Here is a 24,480-nt window from a genome sequence, read left to right on the forward strand (position 1 = left end):
CGGACACGCCCAGCGGTCCGCTCCAGCGCGAAGTGACGGGGTGCGCCGGGGAAGGTCACTGATCGATGGAGGCGTCATTCGTTGGATCAGCTCTGGTTCCGATGCCGCCAGTGCCGAGTCTTACGTTCAGTTTCCGGCCTGAGCGGGCGCGCGACGGGCCGCCTCGATCAGAGCTTCGGCGGCACGTTCGGCGCGCTTCGATTCGGTGCTCGTCGGCGTATCGGTGTAACCGGACCGCGTCTTGAGGCCAAGCAGCACACTGAGGTGCTTCGCCGTGGCCGGGTCGACGGACCCGAGCAGCGTGACGGCATCCTTGTGGTCCTCGCCCTGCGCATGCTTACCCAGTCGGGCGCAACAGATGACATCCGATGCGGCGATGCCTGCGTGCACCCACAACGTCACGACCGCATCATCGACACCGTCCGGTTCGTCGGCGAAGTCGCGACCGATCTCGGCCAGGTGAAAGAACTGTTCGGCTTTTCTCAGTAAGTGTTTGGAAATGGTCACGATGCGCGGGTCGATTGCCATCGGCGGCGTCCCGGTGTCGGTGCGAGTCGTCGTGTCATGAGCCCGATCATGGCCCACTTGATGAACGCCTCCGAGTGTGCGGCAGGCGCTCATAGTCGTGGTCGAGGCGGCGACAGCGCACCAGCCACGACAGCGTCCGTTCGATCACCCATCGGTGCGGTAGGACAGCAAACCCACGCTGCCCTTTGGGTTTCCGAACGATATCCAGTGCGATGCGGCAGTGCGTGTCGACCCAGGCGACCAGCTTCCCGGCGTAGCCGCCGTCGGCCCACACCACGACCATCGACGGCATCGCCGTCTTCGCCCGCGCCAGTACCCGGCGTCCGCCGTCACGGTCCTGCACACTCCCCGCCGTCACCAACACCACCACGAGTAGGCCGAGCGTGTCGGTCACCAAGTGCCTTTTGCGCCCATTGACTCGTTTCGCGCCGTCCCAACCGCACGTGTCCGTCCCGACGGTGTCGGCACCCTTGACCGCCTGGGCGTCGACCATCCCCGCCGAGGCCATCGGATCCCGACCACCGCGCCCGCGTCCGCGCCCGCAGTGCGTCGTGGATCCGGTCGGTCACCCCAGACTCGTTCCACACCTTGAAGTACCTTTACACCGTCTCCCACTTGGGAAAATCATGCGGCAACTGGCGCCAGGAACAGCCGGTGCGGTTGACATACAAGATCGCGTCCACGATCCGGCGGCGCGAGTGGATGGGCGGGCGACCAGCCGATGGTACCGGGACCATCGGTGCGATCAACTCCCACTGTGCATCGGCCAGATCGGACGGATACGGCTTCGGCTTGCGATGCTGCTTACGAGATCCCACGCCCCATCATGAGTCACCGATTCGCTTCGGGCCGAAATCGCACAGCTTTCCAAACACTTACTCACTCCAGGTTCTCGCGGTGCTCACCGGCCGGCGGCTCAGTGATCAGCCTGCCGTGGACGGGCAGTTACCCGTCGAAGGCTCGCTGATCGACCCCCACTAGCCTCCACTAGCCTCGGGCTTTCGTGCGTCCAGTTGAACAGGAGGTCTTTATAGATGGGTTTGTTCGCAAGCTCGTCGTCGCTTGCCGGTGAAAGTCCGGTCCGGGTAGCTGCCAGGTGGCCCGGTAGCAGGCTGGCGGCTTCATCTGGAAACGGATGTGGTCGAAGCCCAGCGTCAGACGCCCTGCAAGGGGGATGTTGCTGGTCACTGAATCTGCAGACGATGGCGTCACCGAAAATGCAGACGCAAATGTTGTCGTTCGTCGGCACCTTGACGGCGTCGTCGGCATGCTGACGGTGGCCATGTCGTTGTGAGTGTCGATGCTCGGCGCGATGACGGACAGATACGGGCATGACAGAGCCCGGCGGGCCGGGCTTGTCAGCCGCTGCGCGGCGGGGACAGCAGACGCCCCTGTGTAGATGCCGATCAGATCCCACGGCGGGTCGGTGAACCCGAAACGGCGACGATCTTCGACGGCGGCGGCGGACAGGATGCACAGGGTGTGCAACAGCAGGTTCCCGGCGTACCGGATGGCGGAGATCACCTCGCTGGGGATCTGAATCAGCCGCCGATTACCCTGGTGGCACATCCACTGCACATGCTCATCGGTGGCGCGGCGCAGCCAGTGGCGCACCGTCGACTCCGGGCGGTCCATCCGCTCGGCGATACGCCGGAATCCCATGCCTTTCGCTTTGTGGGCCAACGCATTTCCGATGACTTCGGTGGTGTCGGCGCGACGGGCCTGCAGGGCAGTGGGCAACAGGATATGGGTGGCGCCGCAGTCGCGGCAGCGGACCCGCTGCGGGCGCACGGTCACGGTGGCCGTGCCCAGCGAGCGGACGGTGCGCACCCGCCCGTACCCCCACCGGGCCACCCGACCCTGGCAGGACGGGCACCGCATGGCGCCGGCGTCGAGGTAGGTGTCGGCCTCCTCGGGCCGGCGAACGACGATCACAGTCGATAGCTCCGCTCATGGTTGGTTCAGTCTTGACTACCACACCGGATCGCACCAGGGGTCAGTTCGTGTTGGAGCCAGCATGTTTCGCGTCTCGCGGTCATTGCGGATGCCGACGATCTTGCGGCCGTCTGTGCGCGATCCCGTATCGCCCAATCGGGTAGCTCCGACCCTGGGGATCGCGGTGGTCGGCACGTTGATGGTGCCGACGATCGTCAGTCGGTCCGATGCCCGTCGGCATCAGCGGTGACGGTAGGCGGCTGGGTGGTCGTCATACCGAGAGACGCTCAACAGGGGGAGCGAAGATGCGGTCCGCAGCATAAAGCGAAGTCTGCGGCGTCGTTAGAGGACTCTGCCCGTGAGGGTCGAGGTGGAGAGAGCCGAGCCGCCGAAATCACGGTGAAGGCCCTATGGAAGGCACCGAAGACCTGGATGTGCAGGTGCTGAAGAACTCTCCGGCGTATGGGTTCAACAGCCGCAACGGATACCGTCACCGCGCCTGCGCCTTCGCCTCCCCGAGCTGCGTCCGGCTCACACCTCCCCGATTGGTGGCTGCAGCGCCGCAAGCATGCCGCGAATACACTGACCTCGGTGGTGCCCACCTACTACCCTCCGAGCCGCCGACACGTACCGCTCACGCCTGCCACTTCGTGGCGAGACAGCTCTGGGCGACTGCCATCAAGCAGTGGGTCTGCTCATCTCGCGATTGGCCGCTCTCGTAGGTCACGCTCGACTGGATGGCACCGATGGCTGCGTGCACCAGGGCACGCGCTCTCGTCTCGTCCAGGTCGGGGCGCAGTTCGAGAAGCGTCGCGATCCACTCCTCGTTGTATCGCCGCTGCATCCTGCGAAGCCGCCGCTGGTCGTCCGCCTGCAGCGCATCGAATTCCTGCCGGTACAACTGCACATGCCGCCGGTGGTCGAGGCAGAAGTCGATCTGCGTTTCCACGAGCTGCCGCATTGTGGTGGTGTTGTCGATGTGCTCGGCGACGATGCCCTCGGCGCTGGCCAGTAGGCGCGACATGACATCGTCGAGGAGGGCGACCAGCACTGCGTATTTACTGTCGAAGTGCCGATAGATGCCCGAGCCGACGATCCCTGCCGACTGGCCGATGTCGGACATGGCGACAGCGTGAAACCCGCGGGTGGCGAACAGTTCGACGGCTGCCTCGAGGATCTTCGCGCCGCGTTCAGGGTCGCGTACGCGCCCGACTTGACCTGCGACCGGCTGCCCCACGCTCACTCCCATGCTCGTCGCTCGCCCACTCTTCTGGCTGTGACGCCAGAGCTTGCCACACCGATTCCCATGCGGACCACGGAGACGGCTGCGTGTAGACGCACTTGAGTAGCGCATTTAGTTGTTGGTAATTTACTACCTCGGATCAGGCGAGTCCAGTCAGGTGTGCCGAACACCGCCTGTCTCATACCGCTCAACTGCGATTTTCACTAGTCCAGCGGTCATCTGCTCGATCTGGATCGCATTACGGGCCTCTGTCATCGAAGGTCTTAGTCGATGCCTATTCACTAGCGGACGGCCGTGTCGGCCCCTGTTTCGACGTCCGTCCCACCTTGGCCGACGGCACGACCACCGACGTCGGCAGTGCAGCGCCGATTGCAAAGACCCGGGAGCCCTTCAGGTGGCGACTCGTGCCTGTGTTGCGGACGGTGACCGGTGTGAACTTTGCGACGCACGTGCCTGTCCGGAGCTGGGGTCGGTGTTGAAGGCAAGAGAACTTCGAATCACTAAAAATGCGGCACACGTGCGCTGAACAGCCGAAATGTGCCCATTGACATCCGCCTGTCGGGTAGATAGTTTATGGCTATTCACTTAGGTGTTGCGCACGCCACATTGTCGGCGCAGCTATCCGTGGTCAGAGAGACGAGAGGCGGGAGAATGCCCGTACTGAAGGCTGCTGTCGACACGACCTCGACGCTTTACCGGGACAACCTCAAGGTTCAGCGGGCGGCCGTCGCCGCGCTGGAGAGCCAGTTGGAGACAGTCGTCGCCGGCGGTGGTGAGCGCTATGCGACGCGGCACCACGACCGCGGGCGGCTGCTCGTCCGGGAGCGAATCGAGCTACTGCTGGATCGAGACGCCCCGTTCCTGGAGTTGTCCGCACTCGCCGCGTGGGGCACAGAGTTCACTGTCGGCGCCGCGATCGTCACCGGCGTCGGCGTCGTCGAGGGTGTCGAATGCATGATCATTGCCCACGATCCGACCGTCCGGGGTGGCGCTATGAACCCCTACACGCTCCGAAAGAACCTGCGCGCACTCGAGATTGCTCGAACCAATCGACTTCCCGTGCTGTACCTCGTGGAGAGCGGCGGCGCGGATCTTCCGACCCAGTCGGAACTCTTTGTCTTCGCGGGCAAAATCTTCCACGACCTCACTGAGCTGTCCTCGATGGGCATCCCGACAGTCGCGCTCGTGTTCGGCAACGCCACCGCGGGTGGCGCCTACGTTCCGGGAATGTGCGACTACTCGGTGCTCGTCGACAACCAGGCGAAGGTGTTCCTGGGTGGTCCGCCGCTGGTGAAGATGGCGACCGGTGAGGACGCGGACGACGAGGAGCTGGGCGGTGCGGACATGCACTCGCGCGTCTCGGGTGTCGCCGACTACTTCGCGATCGACGAGGTCGACTGCATCCGAATCGGTCGCGACATCGTCACCCACCTCAACTGGCGCAAACGCGGACCCGGCCCCAGTGTGCCTGCGGACGAACCGGTCTACGATCCGGACGAACTCCTCGGCATCGCGTCGGGGGACCAGCGGGTACCGTTCGATCCGCGCGAGGTGATCGCCCGTGTCGTCGACGGATCCAGATTCTCGGAGTACAAGCCGCGGTACGGAACCAGTCTGGTCACCGGCTGGGCATCCGTGCACGGGTTCCCGGTGGGAATCCTCTCCAACGCCCGGGGTGTGCTGTTCAGTGAGGAAGCCAAGAAGGCGAGTGAGTTCATCCAGCTCGCCAACCAGACCGACACAGCGTTGATCTTCCTGCAGAACACCACCGGATACATGGTGGGCACACAGTATGAGCAGGGTGGGATCATCAAGGACGGCTCGAAGATGATCAACTCGGTCACCAACAGCAAGGTTCCCCACATCACGATCAACATGGGCGGATCCTTCGGTGCAGGCAACTACGGCATGTCCGGCCGAGCGTACGACCCCCGATTCATGTTCACCTGGGCGAACGCGCGGCTCGCCGTGATGGGGGCGCAGCAACTCGCCGGTGTCATGTCGATCGTCGGGAAGTCCGCGGCGGAATCCGCGGGCCGAGACTTCGACGTCGAGGAAGACGCCAAGCGCACTGCCGCGATCGAGCAGCAGATCGAGGACGAATCCCATCCGTTCTTCGTGTCGGCCCGAATTTACGACGACGGCGTCATCGACCCCCGGGACACCCGTTCGGTGCTCGGGATCGCGCTGTCCGCTGCCCATTCCGATCATGTAGCCGGCCAGCGTGGCTACGGCGTCTTCAGGATGTGAGACCCCTTATGTCGAAGATCAAGAAAATTCTCGTTGCCAACCGCGGCGAGATTGCCGCTCGGGTCATCCGGACCGCGCGGGAGATGGACATCTCGACCGTGGCTCTGTACTCGGACGCGGACCGGGATGCGCCGTACGTCCGGCTGGCCGACGAATCGGTCCACCTACCGGGCACCGCCCCCGCCGATACGTATCTGCGCTCCGACCTGGTGCTCGATGCGGCCCGGGTGACTGGCGCCGACGCCGTCCACCCGGGTTATGGGTTTCTTTCGGAGAACGAGGATTTCGCACGGGCCTGTAAGTCGGCCGGGGTGATCTTCATCGGTCCCTCGCCGGAGGCGATCGCCGCGATGGGCTCGAAGATTGAAGCGAAGAACATCATGGCCGCGGCGGGTGTGCCCGTCCTGCCCGGCATGGTCGTCGAGAGCGAGGCCGACGAGGACCCGGCCCGCCTGGGCAAAGCCGCCACCGACATCGGTCTGCCGGTGCTCGTCAAGGCCGCGTACGGCGGCGGTGGCCGCGGCATGCGAATCGTCGGGACCGCCGACGAACTCGTCGAGGCGGTGCGCAGCGCCCGCCGCGAGGCGCTATCGGCTTTCGGCAACGGCACCGTCTTCCTGGAGAAGTTCGTCGAGTCGCCGAGGCACATCGAAGTTCAGATCTTCGGCGATCGACACGGGAATGTCGTACACCTCGGTGAACGCGAGTGCTCCATCCAGCGGCGGTACCAGAAGATCGTCGAGGAATCGCCGTCGACCGCGGTCGACGACGAGCTCCGGGCTGCTCTCGGTCAGGCCGCGGTGTCGGCGGGCAAGGCACTGGACTACGAGGGCGCGGGCACGGTCGAGTTCGTGATGGCGCCGGACGGCGCCTTCTATTTCCTCGAGGTCAACACCCGTCTCCAGGTCGAGCACCCGGTCACCGAGATGGTCACAGGCACCGACCTGGTGCGCGGCCAAATCCTGGTCGCGTCCGGCAATCCCCTCCCCGACGAGATCCTTAACCCCATCTTCTCCGGGCACGCGGTCGAGGTGCGTCTCTACGCGGAGGACGCCGCGGCTGGATTCATGCCGGTCTCCGGAACCCTGGCGACGTTCGAGATCCCGGACTTTCCCGGGGTGCGGGTCGACGCGGGATTCGAATCGGGTTCCGAGGTGAGCACCTTCTACGACCCGATGCTGGCGAAAGTGATCGGCTACGGGCGCGATCGGGACGATGCCTGCGACCGGGTGGCGCGCGCCCTCGAGGAGTCACTCATCCACGGTGTCACGACCAACCGAGATCTGCTCATCGCCATTCTGCGCGAGGACGAGTTCCGCGCCGGCGTCTCCGATACGGCGTACCTGGAGCGGCACCCTGCCGCCGAACTCACGGAGTCCAACTCCAATGCCGGTGTCGTACCAGTCCACGCCCTCGTGGCGGCCCTCGCCGCGATGACCGAGCGCCGCGATACGACGTCGATTCTCCCAGGCCTACCACCCGGCTTCCGCACTGTTCGCAGCGCGCCGCAGTCGCTCCTGCTGAGTCACGGAGAGGACACGATCGACGTTCGGTACAGCCTCCGACACGGCACCTTGCGCGCGTCGGCGGGCGATGTCACGTTCGATCACGTCGACGTGATCTCGCGCTCGCCGGAGGCCGTCGACGCGGTCATCGACGGGGTCAGGCGCAGCTACCGGGTCTCGCGGGTGAACGGTGCCCACTACGTGCACAGCTCGCTCGGCGACACCGAACTCGTCGAGGTCGAACGCTTCCCCGACCCAGCAGGCCGCCAGGAGGCCGGGTCGCTGATCGCACCCATGCCGGGAACGGTGGTGCGTGTCGAGGTGGCCGAAGGCGACCGGGTGTTCACGGGACAGGCGATCGTCGTCCTGGAGGCAATGAAGATGGAACACACCATCAAGGCTCCCGGCGACGGCATCGTCGCCAAGCTCCCGGTAACCGTAGGACAACAGGTCGACGCCGGCACCACGCTGGCCGTCATCCAGAGTGAGGACGACGAGAACTCATGACGAACGAAGTGACGTACGAGGTTGACAACGGCGTCGCCTGGCTGACGATCAATCGGCCTGAGGCGCGCAACAGTCTCAACAAGGCGGTCCGTGACGGACTGTTTGACGGGGTGCACAAGTTCAACAAGGACAACCAGGCGAAGGTGCTGGTGCTCACCGGTTCCGGAGAGAAGGCGTTCTGCGCCGGTGGCGATCTCAAGGAGATGGCCGACAATCAGCTGACCGTGCCGCCGGTCGACTTCGTGCCGCAGTTCGGACGCAACATTCAGGTCGACAAGCCGACGATCGCCGCGGTCAACGGGGCCGCGTTCGGCGGCGGCTTCCTCCTCGCGCAGACGTGTGATCTCTGCATCTCCTCGGCGACAGCCACATTCTCCATCTCCGAGGTCAAGATCGGACGCGGCTCGCCTTGGGCCGCGCCACTGTCGTGGATGATCCCACCGCGCATCGCCATGGAGATCGTCCTGACCGGAGCCCCGTTGACGGCGGCGCGCGCATACGAGGTCGGGCTCGTGAACAAGATCGCCGAGCCCGGCGAACTGCGTTCGGTCACACAGCAGTTCGCCGAGCAGATCGCCGCCAACGCTCCGCTGTCGGTCGGGGCAGGCAAGAAGACCATCCGACTGACGGCGGAACACTCGCTCACAGACGCCTTCGATCGTGCCGAGCAGATTTGGGAACCGGTCTATCACAGTGACGACGCCCAAGAGGGCATGCGCGCATTCCGCGAGAAGCGCAAGCCGGTCTGGAAGGCGCACTGATGACACTCGATTACCCCGCGCTGCTCGAGGAACTGAAGGTCGAATCCGACGGCATCATCGGTGTTCTGCGCGACCTGGCCGAGCAGGACTGGGACCGGGGCACGCCCGCGATCGGGTGGTCGATCCGGGACCAGGTGTCGCATCTCGCGTACTTCGACGAGACGGCCACCGCCGCGATCCGCGAGCCGGAGCGGTTCATAGAGGAGGCCGCCGCACTGACGGCAGGTGGCACGGACTTCCCCGACCGGATCGCGGCAGAGTCCCGCAGCATGCCCGCCGGTGAGCTGTTCGACTGGTTCGTACGCGTTCGCGGTGAGCTGCTCGCGGTGCTTGCCGAGACCGAGCCGCGCACCCGCGCACCCTGGTACGGGCCCGACATGAGCGCCGCGTCGTCCGCGACCGCCCGTCTGATGGAGACGTGGGCGCACGGCCAGGACGTCTACGACACCCTGGCCGTGCCGCACCCGCCCAGCATCGGACTGCGAAGCATCGCCCACCTCGGTGTGAGCACTTTCAGCTTCGTGCACCGGCTCAACGACCGAGAGGTGCCCACCCAACCGGTCCGCGTCGAGCTGCGCGCTCCGGACGGGGAGTCGGTGTGGACCTGGGGGCCGGAGGACGCCGCGAACGTCGTATCCGGTCCCGCCGAGGATTTCGTCATCGTCGTCACCCAACGACGCCACATCTCCGATACCGCACTCACCGTCACCGGCTCTGTCGCCGCGTCCTGGATGTCGATCGCCCAGGCGTTCGCCAACGTGCCGGGTCCGGGCCGGGCACCACTGACCACCACCGGGAGGCACTCATGACCAGCGCGAAACATCGTCGACCGGTGCGCATCGGCAACGCGTCCGGTTTCTACGGCGACCGGATCGCGGCGTTCCGGGAGATGGTCGACGGGGGACCGGTCGACGTCATCACGGGCGACTACCTCGCCGAGCTGACGATGCTCATCCTGTGGAAGGCGCGGAAGAAGGACCCCGATGCCGGATACGCCAAGACATTCCTGACCCAGATGCAGCAGGTCCTCGTCGACTGCGTCGACAAGAACATCAAGATCGTGGTTAACGCCGGCGGCCTGAACCCCGCCGGACTCGCCGCACAGGTTCGCAAGCTCGCAGCAGAACTCGGCGTCGACGTCGCGGTGGCACACGTCGAGGGCGACGACATTCATCCCCACCTCGCCGACCTGCAGGCCCAGGGACATCGCCTCCGGCACCTGGATAAGGGAATCGACCTCGCCGCTGTCGACGTGGATCCGGTGTCGGCAAACGTGTACCTCGGGGGATGGGGCATCGCCGCCGCCCTGGCAGGCGGCGCTGATATCGTGATCTGCCCACGGGTGACCGACGCGTCGCTCGTGGTCGGTGCCAGTGCCTGGTGGCACGGCTGGAAGCGGCACGACTTCGACGCGCTCGCCGGCTCTGTTCTCGCCGGCCACATCATCGAATGCGGACCGCAGGCGACCGGCGGCAACTACTCGCAGATCCACGAGGTCATCGACCGACGGTATCCCGGGTTCCCCATTGCCGAGGTAGCGCACGACGGCAGTTTCGTGATCACCAAGCACCCCGGCACCGGCGGGTTGGTATCGGTCGGGACCGTGACAGCACAGGTGCTGTACGAGGTCGACCATCCGCAGTACCTCAATCCCGACGTCGTCGCTCATTTCGACACCGCGGTCGTAGAGCAGGAGGATGCGACGCGGGTGCGGGTCTCGAACGTCAAAGGCTCTCCACCGCCGACCACGCTGAAGGTGGCGATGAACTACGTGGGCGGCTTCCGGAACACGATGACGATGGTTCTGACCGGCCTCGACATCGAGGAGAAGGCGAATTGGGCCACCGATGAATTGTTCGAGATCCTCGGTGGCCGTGACGCATTCGACGACGTCGATATACAACTGCTGCGGTTCGACAGCTCCGACCCGGCAACGACGGCACAGTCGACGGCGCACCTGCGTGTCACGGTCAAGGATCGGGACCGCAACAAGGTGGACAGGGCGTTCTCCGGTGCCGTGATGGAACTCGCGCTCGGCGGATACGCGGGCTTCCACACCACGACGCCGCCCTCGTCCGCGACCGAGTTCGGCGTCTACTGGCCGGCGTTGGTCCCGGCAACAGAGGTGGACCACGTCGTCGTGCACGACGACGGCTCCCGGGAGACAATTCCGCACACGCCCGGGGTGCCGGACGCGCGTTCCACCGACTCGACCACGGTGTCCTCGCCTCCGGCTTCGAATCCCGGTCCGACCACCCGCCGCCCGCTCGGGGCCGTCGCCGCCGCCCGCTCGGGTGACAAGGGCGGAAAGGCGAATGTCGGCGTCTGGACGGACACCGAGGATCGCTGGGCCTGGTTGTGGGGACACTTGACGGTCGAGAAGTTCGCCGAACTCGTTCCGGAAGCGGCGGGTCTGCGGGTGCGGCGCCACGAATTCCCGAACCTGCGGGCACTGAACTTCGTGATCGACGGATTCCTCGGCGACGGGGTCGCATCGTCCACCCGCCCCGACGCGCAGGCGAAGGGGCTCGGCGAATACCTGCGGGCCCGGTACACACCGGTCCCGGACGCGCTCGTGAATCCGTAGGGTGGTGTGTCCGACGTGACTCACCTAACCTTCATGGACGAGGGTCGTGTCCGCGTCCTGGCCTTCGACCGCCCGGAAAAGCTGAATGCGATGTCCGTCGACACGGCCGTGGCACTCACCCGGGCACTTCGATCCGCGGCATCGGACCGGGCCCTCGGCGCAGTCGTGCTGACCGGGGTCGGCGGCAACTTCTCGGCAGGCGGGGATGTCCGCTCCATCCTGGACACGATCGCCGACACCGACGGTTTCGCCGAAGACGGGCTGATGTCGGCGTTCCATGACGTACTCACAGAAATATGGTCGAGCAGGCTCCCTGTGGTCGCGGCGGTCTCCGGAGTCGCCTACGGTGCCGCCTTCAACCTCGCCATGGCGTGTGACCTCGTGATCTGCTCGACGGATGCCCGGTTCTGCCAGGTCTTCGTCCGTCGAGGCGTCATCCCGGATGTTGGTGCCGCGTATCTGCTCCCTCGCCTGATCGGCGCACGTCGGGCGAAGGATCTCATGCTGCGGGCGCCGGTCGTGGGAGCCGAACGGGCACTGGAGATCGGATTGGTCAACGAGGTCAGCGGCGATGCGCAGTCCACCCTGGCCCGCGCGGTCGAGCTTGCCGCCGAGATCGCCGAGTACGACGACTTCGTCATCGCGATGACGAAGAAGGCTGTGAACACCTCCAGCGACGGAAGCCTCCAGGGGGCGCTGGCGCTCGAGTCCGCCCTTCAAACCGCGGCCTTGCGCAGGAGCGGAGCCACGTCGGGTTTCGCGGAGTTCGGGGTTCCCCAGAGCCCTCCGGAACCGGATCGTCCATCCGTTCTCCCGGCCGATCACGAGTAGTCACTGGACCTAGCCGCTCTATTCACAAGGAGTAGTAATGAATTTCGCCGAATCAGAAGAACACCGTGCCATTCGCAGTGCGGTCGGCGCCATCACGGACAAGTTCGGACCGGATTACTTCGCCGAGCGGGCGGCGGCCCACCAGCCGACCGACGAGTTGTGGAAGGCCCTGGCCGACAGCGGCTTCATTGGCATCAACCTCCCCGAGGAGTACGGAGGTGGTGGGGCCGGGATGACCGAACTGGCACTGGTGTGCGAGGAGACCGCTGCCCATGGCTGCCCTCTGTTGCTGCTCCTCGTGTCGAGCGCGATCTCCGGAGAGCTCATCGCGAAGTACGGAAACGACCAGCAGCGGCAGACATGGCTACCCCGGATGGCGGCAGGGGAGACCAAGGTGGTGTTCGCCATCACCGAACCCGATGCGGGATCGAACACCCACAACGTCTCGACCACCGCACGCCGCGACGGTGACGACTACGTCCTCAATGGCTCCAAGTATTACATTTCCGGGGTCGACGAGGCCGGCGCGATCGTGGTCGTCGCTCGGACCGGCCGTGACGAGGCGACCGGGCGCTCGAAGCTCTCCTTGTTCCTCGTGCCTACCGACACACCTGGCCTGGTCGCGCACGTACTGCCCGTGGCGGCAAGCCTCCCGGAGAAGCAGTTCACACTGCACTTCGACAACGTCCGGATTCCGGCCGACAGCCTGCTCGGTGTGCAGGACGAGGGCTTCCGTCAGGTGTTCGACGGCTTGAATCCGGAGCGGATCACCGGCGCGGCCGTGTGTGTGGGTATTGGACGCTTCGCCGTCGAAAGAGGTGCCGCGTACGCGCGCACGCGGTCGGTCTGGGGCACGCCGATCGGAGCGCACCAGGGTGTGGCTCATCCCCTCGCCAAGGCGAAGATCGAGGTCGACCTCGCCGCGATGGCGACGGCGCGGGCAGCGTGGCTGCACGCCACCGGTCAGCCGGCGGCCGAGGCGTCGAATGTCGCCAAGTACGCCGCCGCCGAAGCTGCGGTCGGTGCTGTGGAGACTGCGATTCAGACCCATGGCGGCAACGGTCTCAGCGTCGAGTACGGGCTGCTGCCGCAGTGGAGTGTCGCGAGGTTGCTACGCATCGCTCCGGTGAGCCGGGAAATGATCCTCAACTACGTCGCCCAGCACAGCCTGGCGCTGCCCAGGTCCTACTAGAACTCAACACGAAGGAACCCGATGGCCATCAATGTGAGCGATCTCGTCGATCGCCGTGCCGACAACCGCTGGGACCGAACATCGGTCGGAGACCTTCTCGAGCGACTGACCTGGAGCACCCCGGACAAAACCGCGATCGTGGGCTGGGAAGGGGCGTTCGCCCACCCGGAGAACGAACGCCTGACCTACCGGCAGGCGAACGACAAAGCCAACCGATTCGCCAACGCTCTGATCGCACAGGGTTTGACGCGCGGCGATGTCGTCATGATGCTGTGCGACAACTCCGTCGAGGCGTGGCTCACCAAGCTCGCCGTCGCCAAAGCCGGTTTGGTGTGCGCACCGGTCAACACGATGATGGCCCCCGACATCGTCGGGCAACTGATCGACCTCGTGGAACCAAAGTTCCTCGTGGTCGACGCCGAACACTGGGCTCCCAACGCCGAGGTGTTCGCCAGCCGGGCAGTGCGCGCGGGCATCACCATTGCGATCGGCGGCGGCACCATCGACGGCAGCGCCACCTTCGCCGACTTCTGCGCCGACAGTCCGGACACCGAACCGGACACAACGATTCACGGTGACGACATCTGGCAGATCCTCTTCACCTCGGGCACCACCGCCGCGCCGAAGGGAGTCATGCTCTCCCACCACACCACCTACTACGCGGGATTTAACTTCAATGCCCCGCTGACGAGGGGGCTCCGGCACGAGTCCGACATCGTGCAGTGCAGCTTCCTGCCACTGATCTACCACGTCGGCGACCACCTGTTCAACATCTCGGTTCTGCTCAACGGCGGCACCCTGGTCCTCGGACGTCGGCCGGATCCCGTGGCGATCGCTAGGGCAATCGACCGCGAGAAGGTGACATCGCTGTGGGGAGGATCGCCCGCGATGATCGGTGCGGTCGCCGACACGTTCGATGCGCATCCGGAACTGAACGCATCGAGTCTGACCGTCGCCGTGTACGGGTGGGCGGCGCTCCCGCCCCGGACCTTCGCGGCGATGCGGAGACACTGCGGTGACTCGTTCCAGGTCCTCGCGATCTTCGGCCAGACAGAATCCATTGCATGCCACCGATTCTGGCCGGACAGTTGGTCCGAACTCTACGAGCGGACCGCGCCGCAGGAGAACTACGTCGGGGTCCCCAGCCCCATTCTCGCGTCCAAGGTGGTCGACCCGTTCGGTACGCAGGTCGCCGGGCCCGACGACGGACCCGGCGAGGCGGTGTACCGAACGCCCGCGCTGTTCTCCGGCTACTACCGCAACGAGCAGGCAACTGCCGAGGCGTTCGCAGGCGGATGGTTCCACTCCGGTGACAGTTGCGCGATCGGGGAGAGCGGCCAACGCATCATGGTCGACCGGTACAAGGACATCGTGAAGACGGGCGGCGAGAACGTGTCGACACTCCGGGTGGAGGCGGTTCTGATGCAACACCCCGCTGTGGCACGCGCGGCGGTGGTCGGATTGCCGCACGAACAGTGGGGTGAGGCAGTCACGGCCATGGTAATCGTGACCGAGGAGTCGGACGTCACCGCGACGGAGATCATCAATTTCGCCCGTACTCGACTGGCGGGTTTCGAGACCCCGAAGCGGGTCGAGTTCGTCGACTCGCTTCCCGACACCGTGGGCGGAAAGATCCTCAAATACAAACTTCGCCAGGCATATTCCACGCTGTATGCGCAGTAGCCCCATGCCACTCCCTCTCACCGAAGGCCCGTGACGATGACCAACCCGAACACCTACTCCGAGGCGGTCCGGCAGAGCCTCCAAGACCCGGAGTCGTTCTGGCTCTCCGCCGCCGAGGCCGTCGACTGGTACGTCAAGCCCAGTCGAGCGCTGTCACACGAGGGCACATCCTCTGGTACCTGGTTCCCCGATGGGACACTGAACACCTGCGTCAACGCGCTGGACCGCCATGTGGCTGCGGGTCACGGCGACCGGACGGCCCTGGTCTACGACTCCGCAATGGTCCCAACCCAACGGACCTACTCCTACCGGGAACTGCTCGACGAGGTGTCCCGTTTCGCGGGAGTGCTGTCCGGGCAGGATGTGGTCACCGGTGATCGCGTGGTCATCTACATGCCGATGATTCCCGAGACCGTGATCGCGATGCTCGCCTGTGCTCGCATCGGGGCGGTGCACTCCGTCGTCTTCGGTGGCTTCGCCGCAGAAGAACTCGCGAAGCGAATCGACGACGCCGAACCGGTCGCCCTTGTCACTGCGAGCGGTGGCCTCGAGCCGACACGCAGGGTCGAGTACCTTCCGATCGTGTCGGAAGCGCTGCGCCTGTCCGAACGAGCACCGAAAGCTGTGATCGCCAAACGACGCGAGGGGTTCACGGCGGCACCGGACCAGGGCTGGCTGGACTGGGATGCCGCGATCGCGGACGCTCTGCCAGCAGACCCGGTGCCGGTACGCGCCACCGATCCGCTGTACATCCTGTACACCTCGGGGACCACCGACAAACCCAAGGGCGTCGTGCGCGACAACGGTGGACATGCGGTGGCGATGACGTGGTCGATGCGCAACATCTACGGAATCGGCCCCGGCGAGGTCATGTGGGCAGCATCCGACGTGGGCTGGGTCGTCGGGCACTCCTACATTGTCTATGCTCCACTGCTGGTCGGCGCCACCACGCTGCTGTACGAGGGCAAGCCCACCGGAACCCCGGATGCCGGCGCGTTCTGGCGAGTAGCCGCCGACCACCACGTGAATGCGCTCTTCACCGCTCCCACGGCGCTGCGGGCCATCCGCAAAGAGGACCCGGACGCTGCACTGGCCGCCGACCACGACCTGACTGGATTGCGGGCCGTCTTCGTCGCAGGCGAACGGCTCGACCCGAGCACCTACGAGTGGACCACGACGGCGTTGGGCCTACCGGTGATCGATCACTGGTGGCAGACCGAGACCGGCTGGGCGATCAGCGCGAATCCCTGGGGGATGGATGGAATGCCGGTCAAACCGGGATCCTCCAGCGTCCCGATGCCCGGCTACGACGTCCAGGTCGTGAACGAATCCGGCGAGCCCGTCGGGCCGGGTGTGGAAGGCAGCATCGTGATCGGTCTACCCCTGCCTCCGGGAACTCTCGCCGGCCTGTGGCGCGGAGAGGACCGATTTCAGAGGTCCTACCTCGCGGCGTTCCCCGGGAAGTATTCCACGGGTGACTCCGGGTACCTCGACGAAGACGGATACCTGTTCGTCCTCGGCCGCAGCGACGACGTCATCAACGTCGCCGGACACAGGCTCTCCACCGGAAGGATGGAGGCCGTCGTGTCGGCGCACCCGGCGGTGGCCGAGTGCGCCGTCATCGGTATCGCCGACCAGCTGAAAGGGCAACGCCCGAGCGGTTACGTCGTGCTGAAGGCGGACGCCACCGTCGCCCCGGAAAAACTGAGAGCAGAAGTGGTGCAACTGGTCCGGGACCGAATCGGCGCAGTCGCGGCGTTCCGCGACCTCACCGTGGTCGACGCGTTGCCGAAGACGAGGTCCGGCAAGATCCTCCGGAAGGTCATGCGGCACATCACTGCGGGAGAGGAGTACACGGTGCCCTCGACCATCGACGATTCCGGCGTCCTCGTCGGGCTACACGAACGACTGAGCCCGGATCTCGCACAGTGACAAACCAGGAGGACGCGATGGCACTGATGGAGAAGCTGAAGGCCCTTGAGTAGCTCTCACAAGCGCTGACCATGGAGATCGACTTCTACCCTGGCTCCGGGCACTGGGCGTCGCGATCATATGCGCAACCGACCCCGCGACCACGGCGGCGCGGGGTGCGGCCGTCCTGGATGTGGCGACGCAGTGTGCACCGATCGGAAGGGCGACATGCTCGACGACGCCTGGACTTGGGAAGCGATAGGCGGCTGTGGCGGCCCCGCTCGCTGCCTCGATGTTCGCCATGAAATTGCACCAAACCCGATGCATGTCGAGGAGTGCCTCGCCGATACCAGGATTGCTGCCGCAGCAGTGGGTGTGTCGTGGTGGCCGCCGCGCTCGGCGGGCGATGGTAGCGCGTGTGCCACTTCGCGGCGCAACGGCGAGATGAGTACAGCCGGTGAGCGGGCCTGCTCCGGAGTGTAGGGCGGTGCGGGTGTGTGAGCCTTGGGTCGGGATGGAAGGGTGCCGGGCTGCGGCCGGCCCGGGGATTGTGCGCGCCAGGGGGCGTTGCTGTGCCGCGGCACGGGGCGGGAGTGTTGAGCGGAGAGCGGCGTCTGGGTGTTCGTGCAGGTCCGCTCGCGGACCGGGCAGGGTGGTGCTTATGCTCGATCTCAGGAGTTTCGCCGAGCGAAGAGGTGCATCACTAAGCCTGGAAGCACCGATCGGTAGGAGCGCCTGAGAGTGTCATAAGGGCGAAATGCCCTGTCGTAGTGGAAGAATAAGAATTCTCTAGGGTCAGATTCAGCCACACAGAAGGGCATCTCGCGGATGCAACTATCTCACACCCGGCCCGTCGCGGCGGCCAGGTTCGACGACCCCAATCTGGTGTCGATCGCAGGACTGGTCCCAGTGATGGCATTGGCGCAGGCCAGCGGCCTGCTCACCCTCGCCGATCAGCACCTGAGCGTGCCGACCGACAAAGGGGCCCACGCCGGCCGCAAGGTCGGGTCCCTGGTTGGTGGGATGGTCGCCGGCGCCGACAGCATCGCCGACCTGGCGATGTTGCGGCACGGGGCGATGGGGACCGTCTTCGACCGCCCCTATGCACCGTCGACGCTGGGATCGTTTCTCCGCGAATTCACCTTCGGGCACGTCCGGCAGCTCGATGCCGTCGCCTCGCGGTTCCTGTGCGCGCTCGCGCAGCGATCACCGCTGGTCGCGGGCATCGACACCGGGCGGGTGCTGGTCGATATCGACGATACGATCATCGAGGTCCACGGCCACAGCAGACAAGGCTCCGGATACGGATACTTTGGGGTCCGCGGACTGAACGCACTGCTCGCCACGGTCACCACCGACACCTGCGCGCCGGTGATCGTGGGCCAGCGGCTGCGGCGCGGAGCGTGCGGCTCGCCGCGGGGCGCCGCCCGGATGGTCACCGACGCCCTGGCCACCGTCGACCGACTCCGCACGCACAGCACCGAATCAGCTGCCGAGCCCACACGAAAGTGCTGGTGCGCGTCGATTCGGCGTTATGGGGACGTCGGAATAACTGGTATCTCGAAGCCGCACCCGAACTCTTCGCCATCATCGGAAGGCGTCTCGAAGAGTTCCTCGGAGACCTGCCATGAGTCCCCTCGCACCCACCTTGCAGAAGTTCTTCACCGACCGCCTCTTAACCCAACGGCAGGTCAGCCCGGCCACCGTCGCGGCCTACCGTGACACGTTCCGGCTGCTCCTCGAGTTCATTGCCGACAGAAAGAAGCTCGCTCCGGCGAGCTTCGACTTCACCGACCTCGATGCCCCGACGATCGGCGCGTCCTCACCCATCTGGAAGCCGAGCGGGGCAACAGCATACGAACCCGCAACGCCCGCCTCGCCGCGATCCATTCGCTGTTCCGGTTTGCCGCGCTCGAGCACCCCGAACACGCCGATCTGATCTCGCGTGTCCTGTCGATCCCACACAAGCGGTTCGATCGAGTGATCGTTGCGTTCCTCACCAAGGAAGAGGTCGAGGCGATCCTCTCCGTTCCCGACCGAGACACCTGGATCGGTCGACGCGACCACGCGCTACTCACCGTTGCAGTCCAAACCGGTTTACGTGTCGCCGAACTCACTGGTCTGCGCCGCGAAGATGTGGTGCTGACAACCGGGCCTCACGTTCGTTGTCGCGGCAAGGGCCGAAAACGGCGATCCACGCCTTTGACCGCCGGCACCGTCACCACGCTGCGAGAGTGGTTGAAAGCGCATGATGCCCAACCCGGCTCCCCACTGTTCCCGAGCCGACATGGCACACCGCTGAGCACCGACGCCGTTGAAGGGCTGGTGAACAAACACGCCACCGCCGCGGCATCTCGCTGCCCATCGCTGGCGACCAAACGAATCACCCCTCACGTCCTTCGCCACAGCGCCGCCATGTTCTTACGCGAAGCAGGAGTGGACATCTCGGTAATCGCGCTGTGGCTCGGCCACGAAAGCATCGCCTCAGCGCAGATCTATATGCACGCCGACCTCGCCCTCAAACAACGCGCACTGGACAGGACCACACCTCCAGAAATTACTCCGAACCGCTACCGACCTTCTGACTCGCTGCTTGCCTACCTCGACACACTCTGAATTATCCCGAACGGTTCAGCCCGTGGCAGTCCTCCGACAGCGCTAACCCGCTCACACGGGTTCGTGCTCGGCATAATCACAGACCCGGCATAATCCGAATAGGGGTTGTCGTTGGATACTCGCGGCCGAGAATGCGAGCGGGTGACCTCGAGATCGGCGAGCAGGGTGGCGGCGGTCTTGCTGGTCATCGAGGTTCCCCGGTCGGCGTGCACGACGTTCGGTATTCCGTGCACAGCAAAGGTTTCGGTCATCATCTCGGCAGCGAGTAGCCCCGACTCGTGGGACTGGACGTGGGCGTCGACGATCTAGCGGGAGAAGATGTCGATCATCACGTACGCGTCGAAATACGTGCCCTTGACTGGGCCTGGAAGTTTAGTGATGTCCCACGAGTACACCTCCCGCGGTCCGGTCGCCACCAGTTCCGGACAGGCCCGGGCGGGGTGGCGGGCCTGCCGTCGACGGTCGGTAACCTGCGCGTTTTCCCGCAGGATCCGATACATCGTCGAGACCGAGCAAAGACAGATGCCCTCGTCGAGGAGTTGGGCATAGACCTCGGCCGGGGCTCGGTCGACGAACCGGTCACTGTCGAGAACGTCGAGGACAGTCCGGCGTTCGGCGTCGGTGAGCTTGTTCTCCGGGGTGCGCGTGACTGCAGCGGCGGTCGGATCCGGTGCCGCGGGCCGGGTCTTGTCCCGTGCCGCGGTGGATCGAATGATCCACGTCAGTTTGGTTGCATCCCTTGTTGTTACACCGGAATCGGTGAGTTCGTGGTGGGTGCGCATCAACGTTTCTTGCGCTGCTCGTCCACATCCGCGCTCTCGGAGAGTTGCTCCAAGAGCGAATGTGCTTTTCCCATGATTTCCAGCGCAGTCTCGGTGGTGGCCAGTCGCTTGTTCGCTCTCTCCAACTCGCGTTTGAGGCGTGCGATCTCGGCCTGCTCGGTGGTGAGTTTGCCGATCTTGTCGCCGGGCTTCTTGCCGTCGAGGACGCCGGCATCACGTTGTTTGCGCCACTCGCTGATCAGGGACGAGTACAGGCCTTCGCGGCGCAGGTACGCGCCTCCGCCGTTGCTCTCGCAGGCCTGTTCATAGGCAGTCAGGTGGGCGAGCTTGTCGGCGGCGCTGAAGGCGCGTCGTCGCTGCGGGCCGGCGGCGCGTGGGTGCCAGGGGTCCATCTGGACATTGTCCTCGACCAGAACCGTGGGGGAAATCGTCATCGCGGGTTGATCCGTATCTCGCCCTGCAGGCGGGTTTGCTGTGAACCACTGGACTCAACTCACCCCCAGGGCCGTCGCAAGCTACTGTGCGGGCTCACCGGCACCGTAGAGCGACCGCGATCGACCGAAACACACATGCCAGTATGCGCCCCCACCATCACCGCGGAACAACCCGAACGCGACCTCACAGCACTTCTCGCCCCACGGAGGAGCGCAGCGCTCCGTGCCCAGCTACCGTGGAAACCACCGTCGCCTCGATCGTTGTTCAAGGACCGAAGTCGATCAGCGATCAAGCCCGCGCAAATAGTCGTCTCGTGCTCGTCCACTCACCCATGCCGCGATTTGTGTCCGCGAGGAAAAGCCAAGCTTGACCAGAATATGTTCGACATGGCCCTGTGCGGTGCGCTGTGAAATGACAAGTCTTTGGGCGATCGACCTGTTGGTGAGTCCTTCTGCAACGAGTTCAGCGACCTGCTGCTCACGTCGGGTCAGCGACGTAGCGGTTTCGCTGGGTGCGGTTGGCTTGGGAGGATGCTCGTTTAGCGCGTATGCGACTGCATTTGCGAACCCTAGTGCTATGCCGCGCTGAAACTGCATCTCGACTTCTCGGCTACCAAGTGCGCTGCGGATCTGCCGCTCCGCTTCCGTGTGATAGATGCGCATGTCTGGGAAGTTGATGGGGGACCCTCCAATGTCACGCCACAAGCCTTCGGTGGCACCGATCAATACGGCGGCACGCTTGTGGTGGCCTAGATCAGCTTCGATCCAACCTAATGCCTGCAAGCACCTGGCCGATCCCACTGGGTCGTCCACCAAGCGCGTCAGGCGCAAACCCGCCTCCAGCGCGGCTACCGCTCCAGTGACGTCACCCTTCCTCCACAATGCCAACCCTGCAACCCAGGATGACTGCCCGCGGTATGCCACCTCGTGATGCTGTTCTGTTAGGGCGAGAAGTTGCTCATGGCACTCGACCGCCCGCTCCTGTTCGCCTTGGAGGCTGTAGGCTAGCGCGAGGCCTAACAGACTGGCCGTCTGGTAAAGAAGATCATGCCTTTCCCGGGCCACCGCAAGTGATTCGTTGTAGCAGATGAGCGCAGGTGCCGGATCGGCACTGAAGAGTGCCAGACACCCAGCGGCGTAACCAGCGACTGCAGATGTTCCGATGCCCTCGCTTCCGTTGGAAACTTCGTCGGCCTTCCTCAACAAGGCCGTTGCGGCCAAAGTCTCACCTTGTATCCCAGCCAGCACACTGCTGGAGTATAGAGCTTTGGACCTCTCTACCGTCGGTTCCTGGCGGTCCGAATTCAATACTCGGTCGAGCCAGAGCCTACCTTCACCGAGACGACCACGTACCTTCCAGAACTGGAACAAGGCAGCTGCTATCCGTTGGCCATCCTGTAGCTCGCCCTCATCGAGGCAGAATTGCAGAGCGTCGCGGAGATTGGGTTGTTCCCGGTCAAGTCGCGAGATCCACTCCAACTGTCGGGGACTAATCCAGTCCCCTTCCGCTTCTATTACGAACTGCTCGTACCAGTCTCGGTGGCGCCGCCGGAAAGCCGCGTACTCACCGATCCCTAGCGCCTTCTCTCGTCCGTAGTCGCGCAATGTCTGGAGTAGCCGAAAACGCACCACGGAACCGTGTTCCTCGCGGATCAAGACCGACTTGTCAACCAATGATGCCACCACATCCAGCAGATCGGCTGGGTGAGTGTCATTGGCGCAAATTGCCTCCGCCGCATCTAACTCGAAGGTACCGGCAAACACGGACAGCCGAGCCCACAACTGCTGCTCACGTGGGGTACATAATTCATAACTCCAATCAATGCACAGTCTCAACGTTTTCTGCCGCGATGGTGCATTGCGGTTACCCACGGTCAGCAGCTGATACCGATCAGTCAATCGATCGAGGATCTGTTGGACGGACATTGCCCGCAACCGCGCTGCTGCCAACTCGATTGGCAAAGGTAGGCCATCCAACTGACGGCAGATCTGAGCCACCACCTCCATATTTTGATCCGTAAGGTCAAACTCGGGTACGGCGGCGGCTGCTCGGTCCACGAACAGAGCCACCGACTCGTACTGTGCCAACACTCTCAGCGACGAGGGATTGTCCGCGCACGGGGTGTCTAGTGGAGGTACTCGCATTGCTGCTTCTCCTCTGATGCCCAAAGGCTCACGACTCGTCGCCAAAATGTTCAATCCTGGACAGGTCTGCAGTAAGGGTTCGGATAGTGCTGCAACTGCATCTACCAGGTGTTCGCAGTTGTCGAGTACCAAGAGCAATCTTCTTTCAGCGAGGTACTCGGCCAGCACGGACAATGGGGATCGCGCTGACCTTGGGCGTAACATCAACACGCGAGATACTGTGTCAGTCACCAACATAGGGTCTCGGAGTTCACCAAACTCGATCAGCCATACGCCATCGCTGAATGCCCTTCGGGAAGCTTCGGCAAGGTGAATCGCTAGCCGCGTTTTACCGACGCCTCCCATTCCGGTCAACGTAACCAATCGGGCGGAGGCCAGCAGGTTCTTCGCCGCGGCAACCTCTCGTCGCCGACCAATGAAACCTGTCATCACCAGCGGCAAGTTCCCATTCCTCGACGGTCTACTCGATGACTTCGGATCTGCCTTCCCCCCAATTGACTTGAGGGCGGTCCCGTCTCGTGGAAGGGTTTGCGGCAATTTCCAAATCTCTGTCGAACGGATATCTGATTCTCTTCCGGAGGGATCACCCTGGATTCCGTGTGCAGAGTCATGACCTTGTGCACAGTCATGACCTAATGGCACCGCCATATCATCCACACGCTGGTTGTGTTCGCTCTCTGCCTCTCGGAGTTGGTCACCAAAAACTGCTGCGGAGGAGGGTCTATCACGCGGGCAGCGTGCCATGGCGCGTTCGATCGCCGCGCGGACGTTATCTGGGACGTTGTTTCCGCTTAGATCAGGAACTGGCTGAGTCGTGATCCTAAGAAACTGGGCAATCACCTGTTCGCCGCTATGACGTTCGAACGGAGCGTGTCCGGTGATGGCGCAGAATAGCGTCGCACCAAGGCCGTAAAGGTCTGAGGCTGGGCTGGCTGCATCGCCCGAAAGAACCTCGGGCGCAGTGAAGGCTGGCGATCCAGTCACTGCGCCCGAGGTAGTCTCGAATGCCCCCGCAATACGCGCGATCCCGAAATCTGCCAGTTGGGGTTCACCGTAGTCGGTGAGCAGAATGTTCGCCGGTTTTACATCACGATGGAGGACTTCGCGGCGATGCGCGGTCTCTAATGCGCCCGCCATTTTTACCCCCAAGCGAAGTGCTTCACCCCAGTGGAGCGGCCCGTCACGGCGTATTTTTCCATCCAAAGAGCCCCGCGGGTGATGCTGCATGACGATATAGGGGAGGCCACTCGGGGTCACATCGATCTGAAGCACATTGGCAATGTTCGGATGTCCTGACAGCCTGCCCATTGCGAGTTGTTCCCGCACGAAACGGTCGAGGTTCTCTGAGTTCAGTCCAGAGGTCAGAACTTTAACGGCCACCGTGCGGTCAAGGGAACGCTGCATGCAGCGAAACACGATGCCGAATCCGCCTCGCCCGATCTCGTATGCATCCTCGAGACCGGCCGCGTAGAGCTCTGCCACTATCCTCTGGGGCACGTCGTGCTGTAGCGCACGCGAATCACGTTCTGGCATCGCTCTTCAATCCTAAGCAGCGGTCTCCACAGCGTTG

The 24,480-nt window shown here is 64.2% G+C and carries 17 protein-coding genes and 2 pseudogenes; 11 read left to right on the forward strand and 8 right to left on the reverse strand.

Features of this window, described 5'->3' with window-relative positions; translation table 11 throughout:
• Window positions 1–126 precede the first annotated feature (126 nt).
• The 5 genes from I1A62_RS03280 to I1A62_RS03300 all read right to left on the reverse strand — a co-directional run bounded on the left by I1A62_RS03280 (window position 127) and on the right by I1A62_RS03300 (window position 3,712).
• Window positions 127–621: a hypothetical protein gene (locus I1A62_RS03280; protein WP_257890398.1), complete on the reverse strand. Its 495-nt coding sequence runs from the start codon at window positions 619–621 to the stop codon at window positions 127–129.
• Window positions 575–1,036, reverse strand: coding sequence for a transposase (locus I1A62_RS03285; protein ID WP_219454072.1), 462 nt, complete (start codon window positions 1,034–1,036; stop codon window positions 575–577). Before I1A62_RS03285 ends, I1A62_RS03280 begins: the two co-directional genes overlap by 47 nt.
• 91 nt (window positions 1,037–1,127) lie before the next feature.
• Complete coding sequence (locus tag I1A62_RS47020; protein ID WP_219454074.1) at window positions 1,128–1,346, reverse strand: transposase; 219 nt, start codon at window positions 1,344–1,346, stop codon at window positions 1,128–1,130.
• 169 nt (window positions 1,347–1,515) lie between these two features.
• The gene (locus tag I1A62_RS45800; RefSeq protein ID WP_257890399.1) at window positions 1,516–2,463 is read right to left on the reverse strand and encodes a DUF6431 domain-containing protein; all 948 of its coding nucleotides are present in this window, start codon (window positions 2,461–2,463) and stop codon (window positions 1,516–1,518) included.
• A 634-nt stretch (window positions 2,464–3,097) separates the two neighbouring features.
• Window positions 3,098–3,712 (reverse strand): TetR/AcrR family transcriptional regulator, encoded by a 615-nt coding sequence (locus I1A62_RS03300; protein ID WP_257890400.1) that lies wholly within the window; start codon window positions 3,710–3,712, stop codon window positions 3,098–3,100.
• A gap of 645 nt (window positions 3,713–4,357) precedes the next feature.
• On the opposite strand from I1A62_RS03300, the gene I1A62_RS03305 reads away from it, so the two are divergent.
• The 11 genes and pseudogenes from I1A62_RS03305 to I1A62_RS03355 all read left to right on the forward strand — a co-directional run bounded on the left by I1A62_RS03305 (window position 4,358) and on the right by I1A62_RS03355 (window position 19,549).
• A complete protein-coding gene (locus I1A62_RS03305; protein ID WP_219454078.1) occupies window positions 4,358–5,956 on the forward strand; it encodes an acyl-CoA carboxylase subunit beta in 1,599 nt (532 codons plus the stop codon).
• Window positions 5,957–5,964: 8 nt separating this feature from the next.
• On the forward strand, window positions 5,965–7,968 hold the full coding sequence (locus I1A62_RS03310) for a biotin carboxylase N-terminal domain-containing protein (RefSeq protein ID WP_219454080.1): 2,004 nt from the start codon (window positions 5,965–5,967) through the stop codon (window positions 7,966–7,968).
• A complete protein-coding gene (locus I1A62_RS03315; protein ID WP_219454082.1) occupies window positions 7,965–8,729 on the forward strand; it encodes an enoyl-CoA hydratase/isomerase family protein in 765 nt (254 codons plus the stop codon). Before I1A62_RS03310 ends, I1A62_RS03315 begins: the two co-directional genes overlap by 4 nt.
• A complete protein-coding gene (locus tag I1A62_RS03320) occupies window positions 8,729–9,538 on the forward strand; it encodes a TIGR03084 family metal-binding protein (protein ID WP_219454084.1) in 810 nt (269 codons plus the stop codon). Before I1A62_RS03315 ends, I1A62_RS03320 begins: the two co-directional genes overlap by 1 nt.
• A complete protein-coding gene (locus I1A62_RS03325; RefSeq protein ID WP_219454085.1) occupies window positions 9,535–11,316 on the forward strand; it encodes an acyclic terpene utilization AtuA family protein in 1,782 nt (593 codons plus the stop codon). Before I1A62_RS03320 ends, I1A62_RS03325 begins: the two co-directional genes overlap by 4 nt.
• Window positions 11,317–11,349: 33 nt before the next feature.
• Complete coding sequence (locus tag I1A62_RS03330; protein ID WP_257890401.1) at window positions 11,350–12,147, forward strand: enoyl-CoA hydratase/isomerase family protein; 798 nt, start codon at window positions 11,350–11,352, stop codon at window positions 12,145–12,147.
• A 37-nt stretch (window positions 12,148–12,184) separates the two neighbouring features.
• The gene (locus I1A62_RS03335) at window positions 12,185–13,339 is read left to right on the forward strand and encodes an acyl-CoA dehydrogenase family protein (protein WP_219454089.1); all 1,155 of its coding nucleotides are present in this window, start codon (window positions 12,185–12,187) and stop codon (window positions 13,337–13,339) included.
• Window positions 13,340–13,360: 21 nt separating this feature from the next.
• The gene (locus I1A62_RS03340; protein ID WP_219454090.1) at window positions 13,361–15,022 is read left to right on the forward strand and encodes a class I adenylate-forming enzyme family protein; all 1,662 of its coding nucleotides are present in this window, start codon (window positions 13,361–13,363) and stop codon (window positions 15,020–15,022) included.
• Window positions 15,023–15,058: 36 nt separating this feature from the next.
• Window positions 15,059–16,954 (forward strand): AMP-binding protein, encoded by a 1,896-nt coding sequence (locus I1A62_RS03345; protein WP_219454092.1) that lies wholly within the window; start codon window positions 15,059–15,061, stop codon window positions 16,952–16,954.
• Between the two features lie 807 nt (window positions 16,955–17,761).
• A pseudogene (locus I1A62_RS03350) lies at window positions 17,762–18,474 on the forward strand (IS1380 family transposase); the annotation flags it as partial.
• Window positions 18,475–18,560: 86 nt separating this feature from the next.
• A pseudogene (locus I1A62_RS03355) lies at window positions 18,561–19,549 on the forward strand (tyrosine-type recombinase/integrase).
• A gap of 305 nt (window positions 19,550–19,854) precedes the next feature.
• Here I1A62_RS03355 and I1A62_RS03360 read toward each other — a convergent pair.
• The 3 genes from I1A62_RS03360 to I1A62_RS03370 all read right to left on the reverse strand — a co-directional run bounded on the left by I1A62_RS03360 (window position 19,855) and on the right by I1A62_RS03370 (window position 24,443).
• On the reverse strand, window positions 19,855–20,331 hold the full coding sequence (locus I1A62_RS03360) for a hypothetical protein (protein ID WP_219454093.1): 477 nt from the start codon (window positions 20,329–20,331) through the stop codon (window positions 19,855–19,857).
• Window positions 20,331–20,765: a hypothetical protein gene (locus I1A62_RS03365; RefSeq protein WP_219454095.1), complete on the reverse strand. Its 435-nt coding sequence runs from the start codon at window positions 20,763–20,765 to the stop codon at window positions 20,331–20,333. Before I1A62_RS03365 ends, I1A62_RS03360 begins: the two co-directional genes overlap by 1 nt.
• A gap of 282 nt (window positions 20,766–21,047) precedes the next feature.
• Complete coding sequence (locus I1A62_RS03370; protein WP_219454097.1) at window positions 21,048–24,443, reverse strand: protein kinase; 3,396 nt, start codon at window positions 24,441–24,443, stop codon at window positions 21,048–21,050.
• Window positions 24,444–24,480: the final 37 nt, after the last annotated feature.

Origin of the sequence: Rhodococcus sp. USK10, assembly GCF_019378875.1 — a bacterium.
Lineage (GTDB): Bacteria > Actinomycetota > Actinomycetes > Mycobacteriales > Mycobacteriaceae > Rhodococcus_F > Rhodococcus_F pseudokoreensis.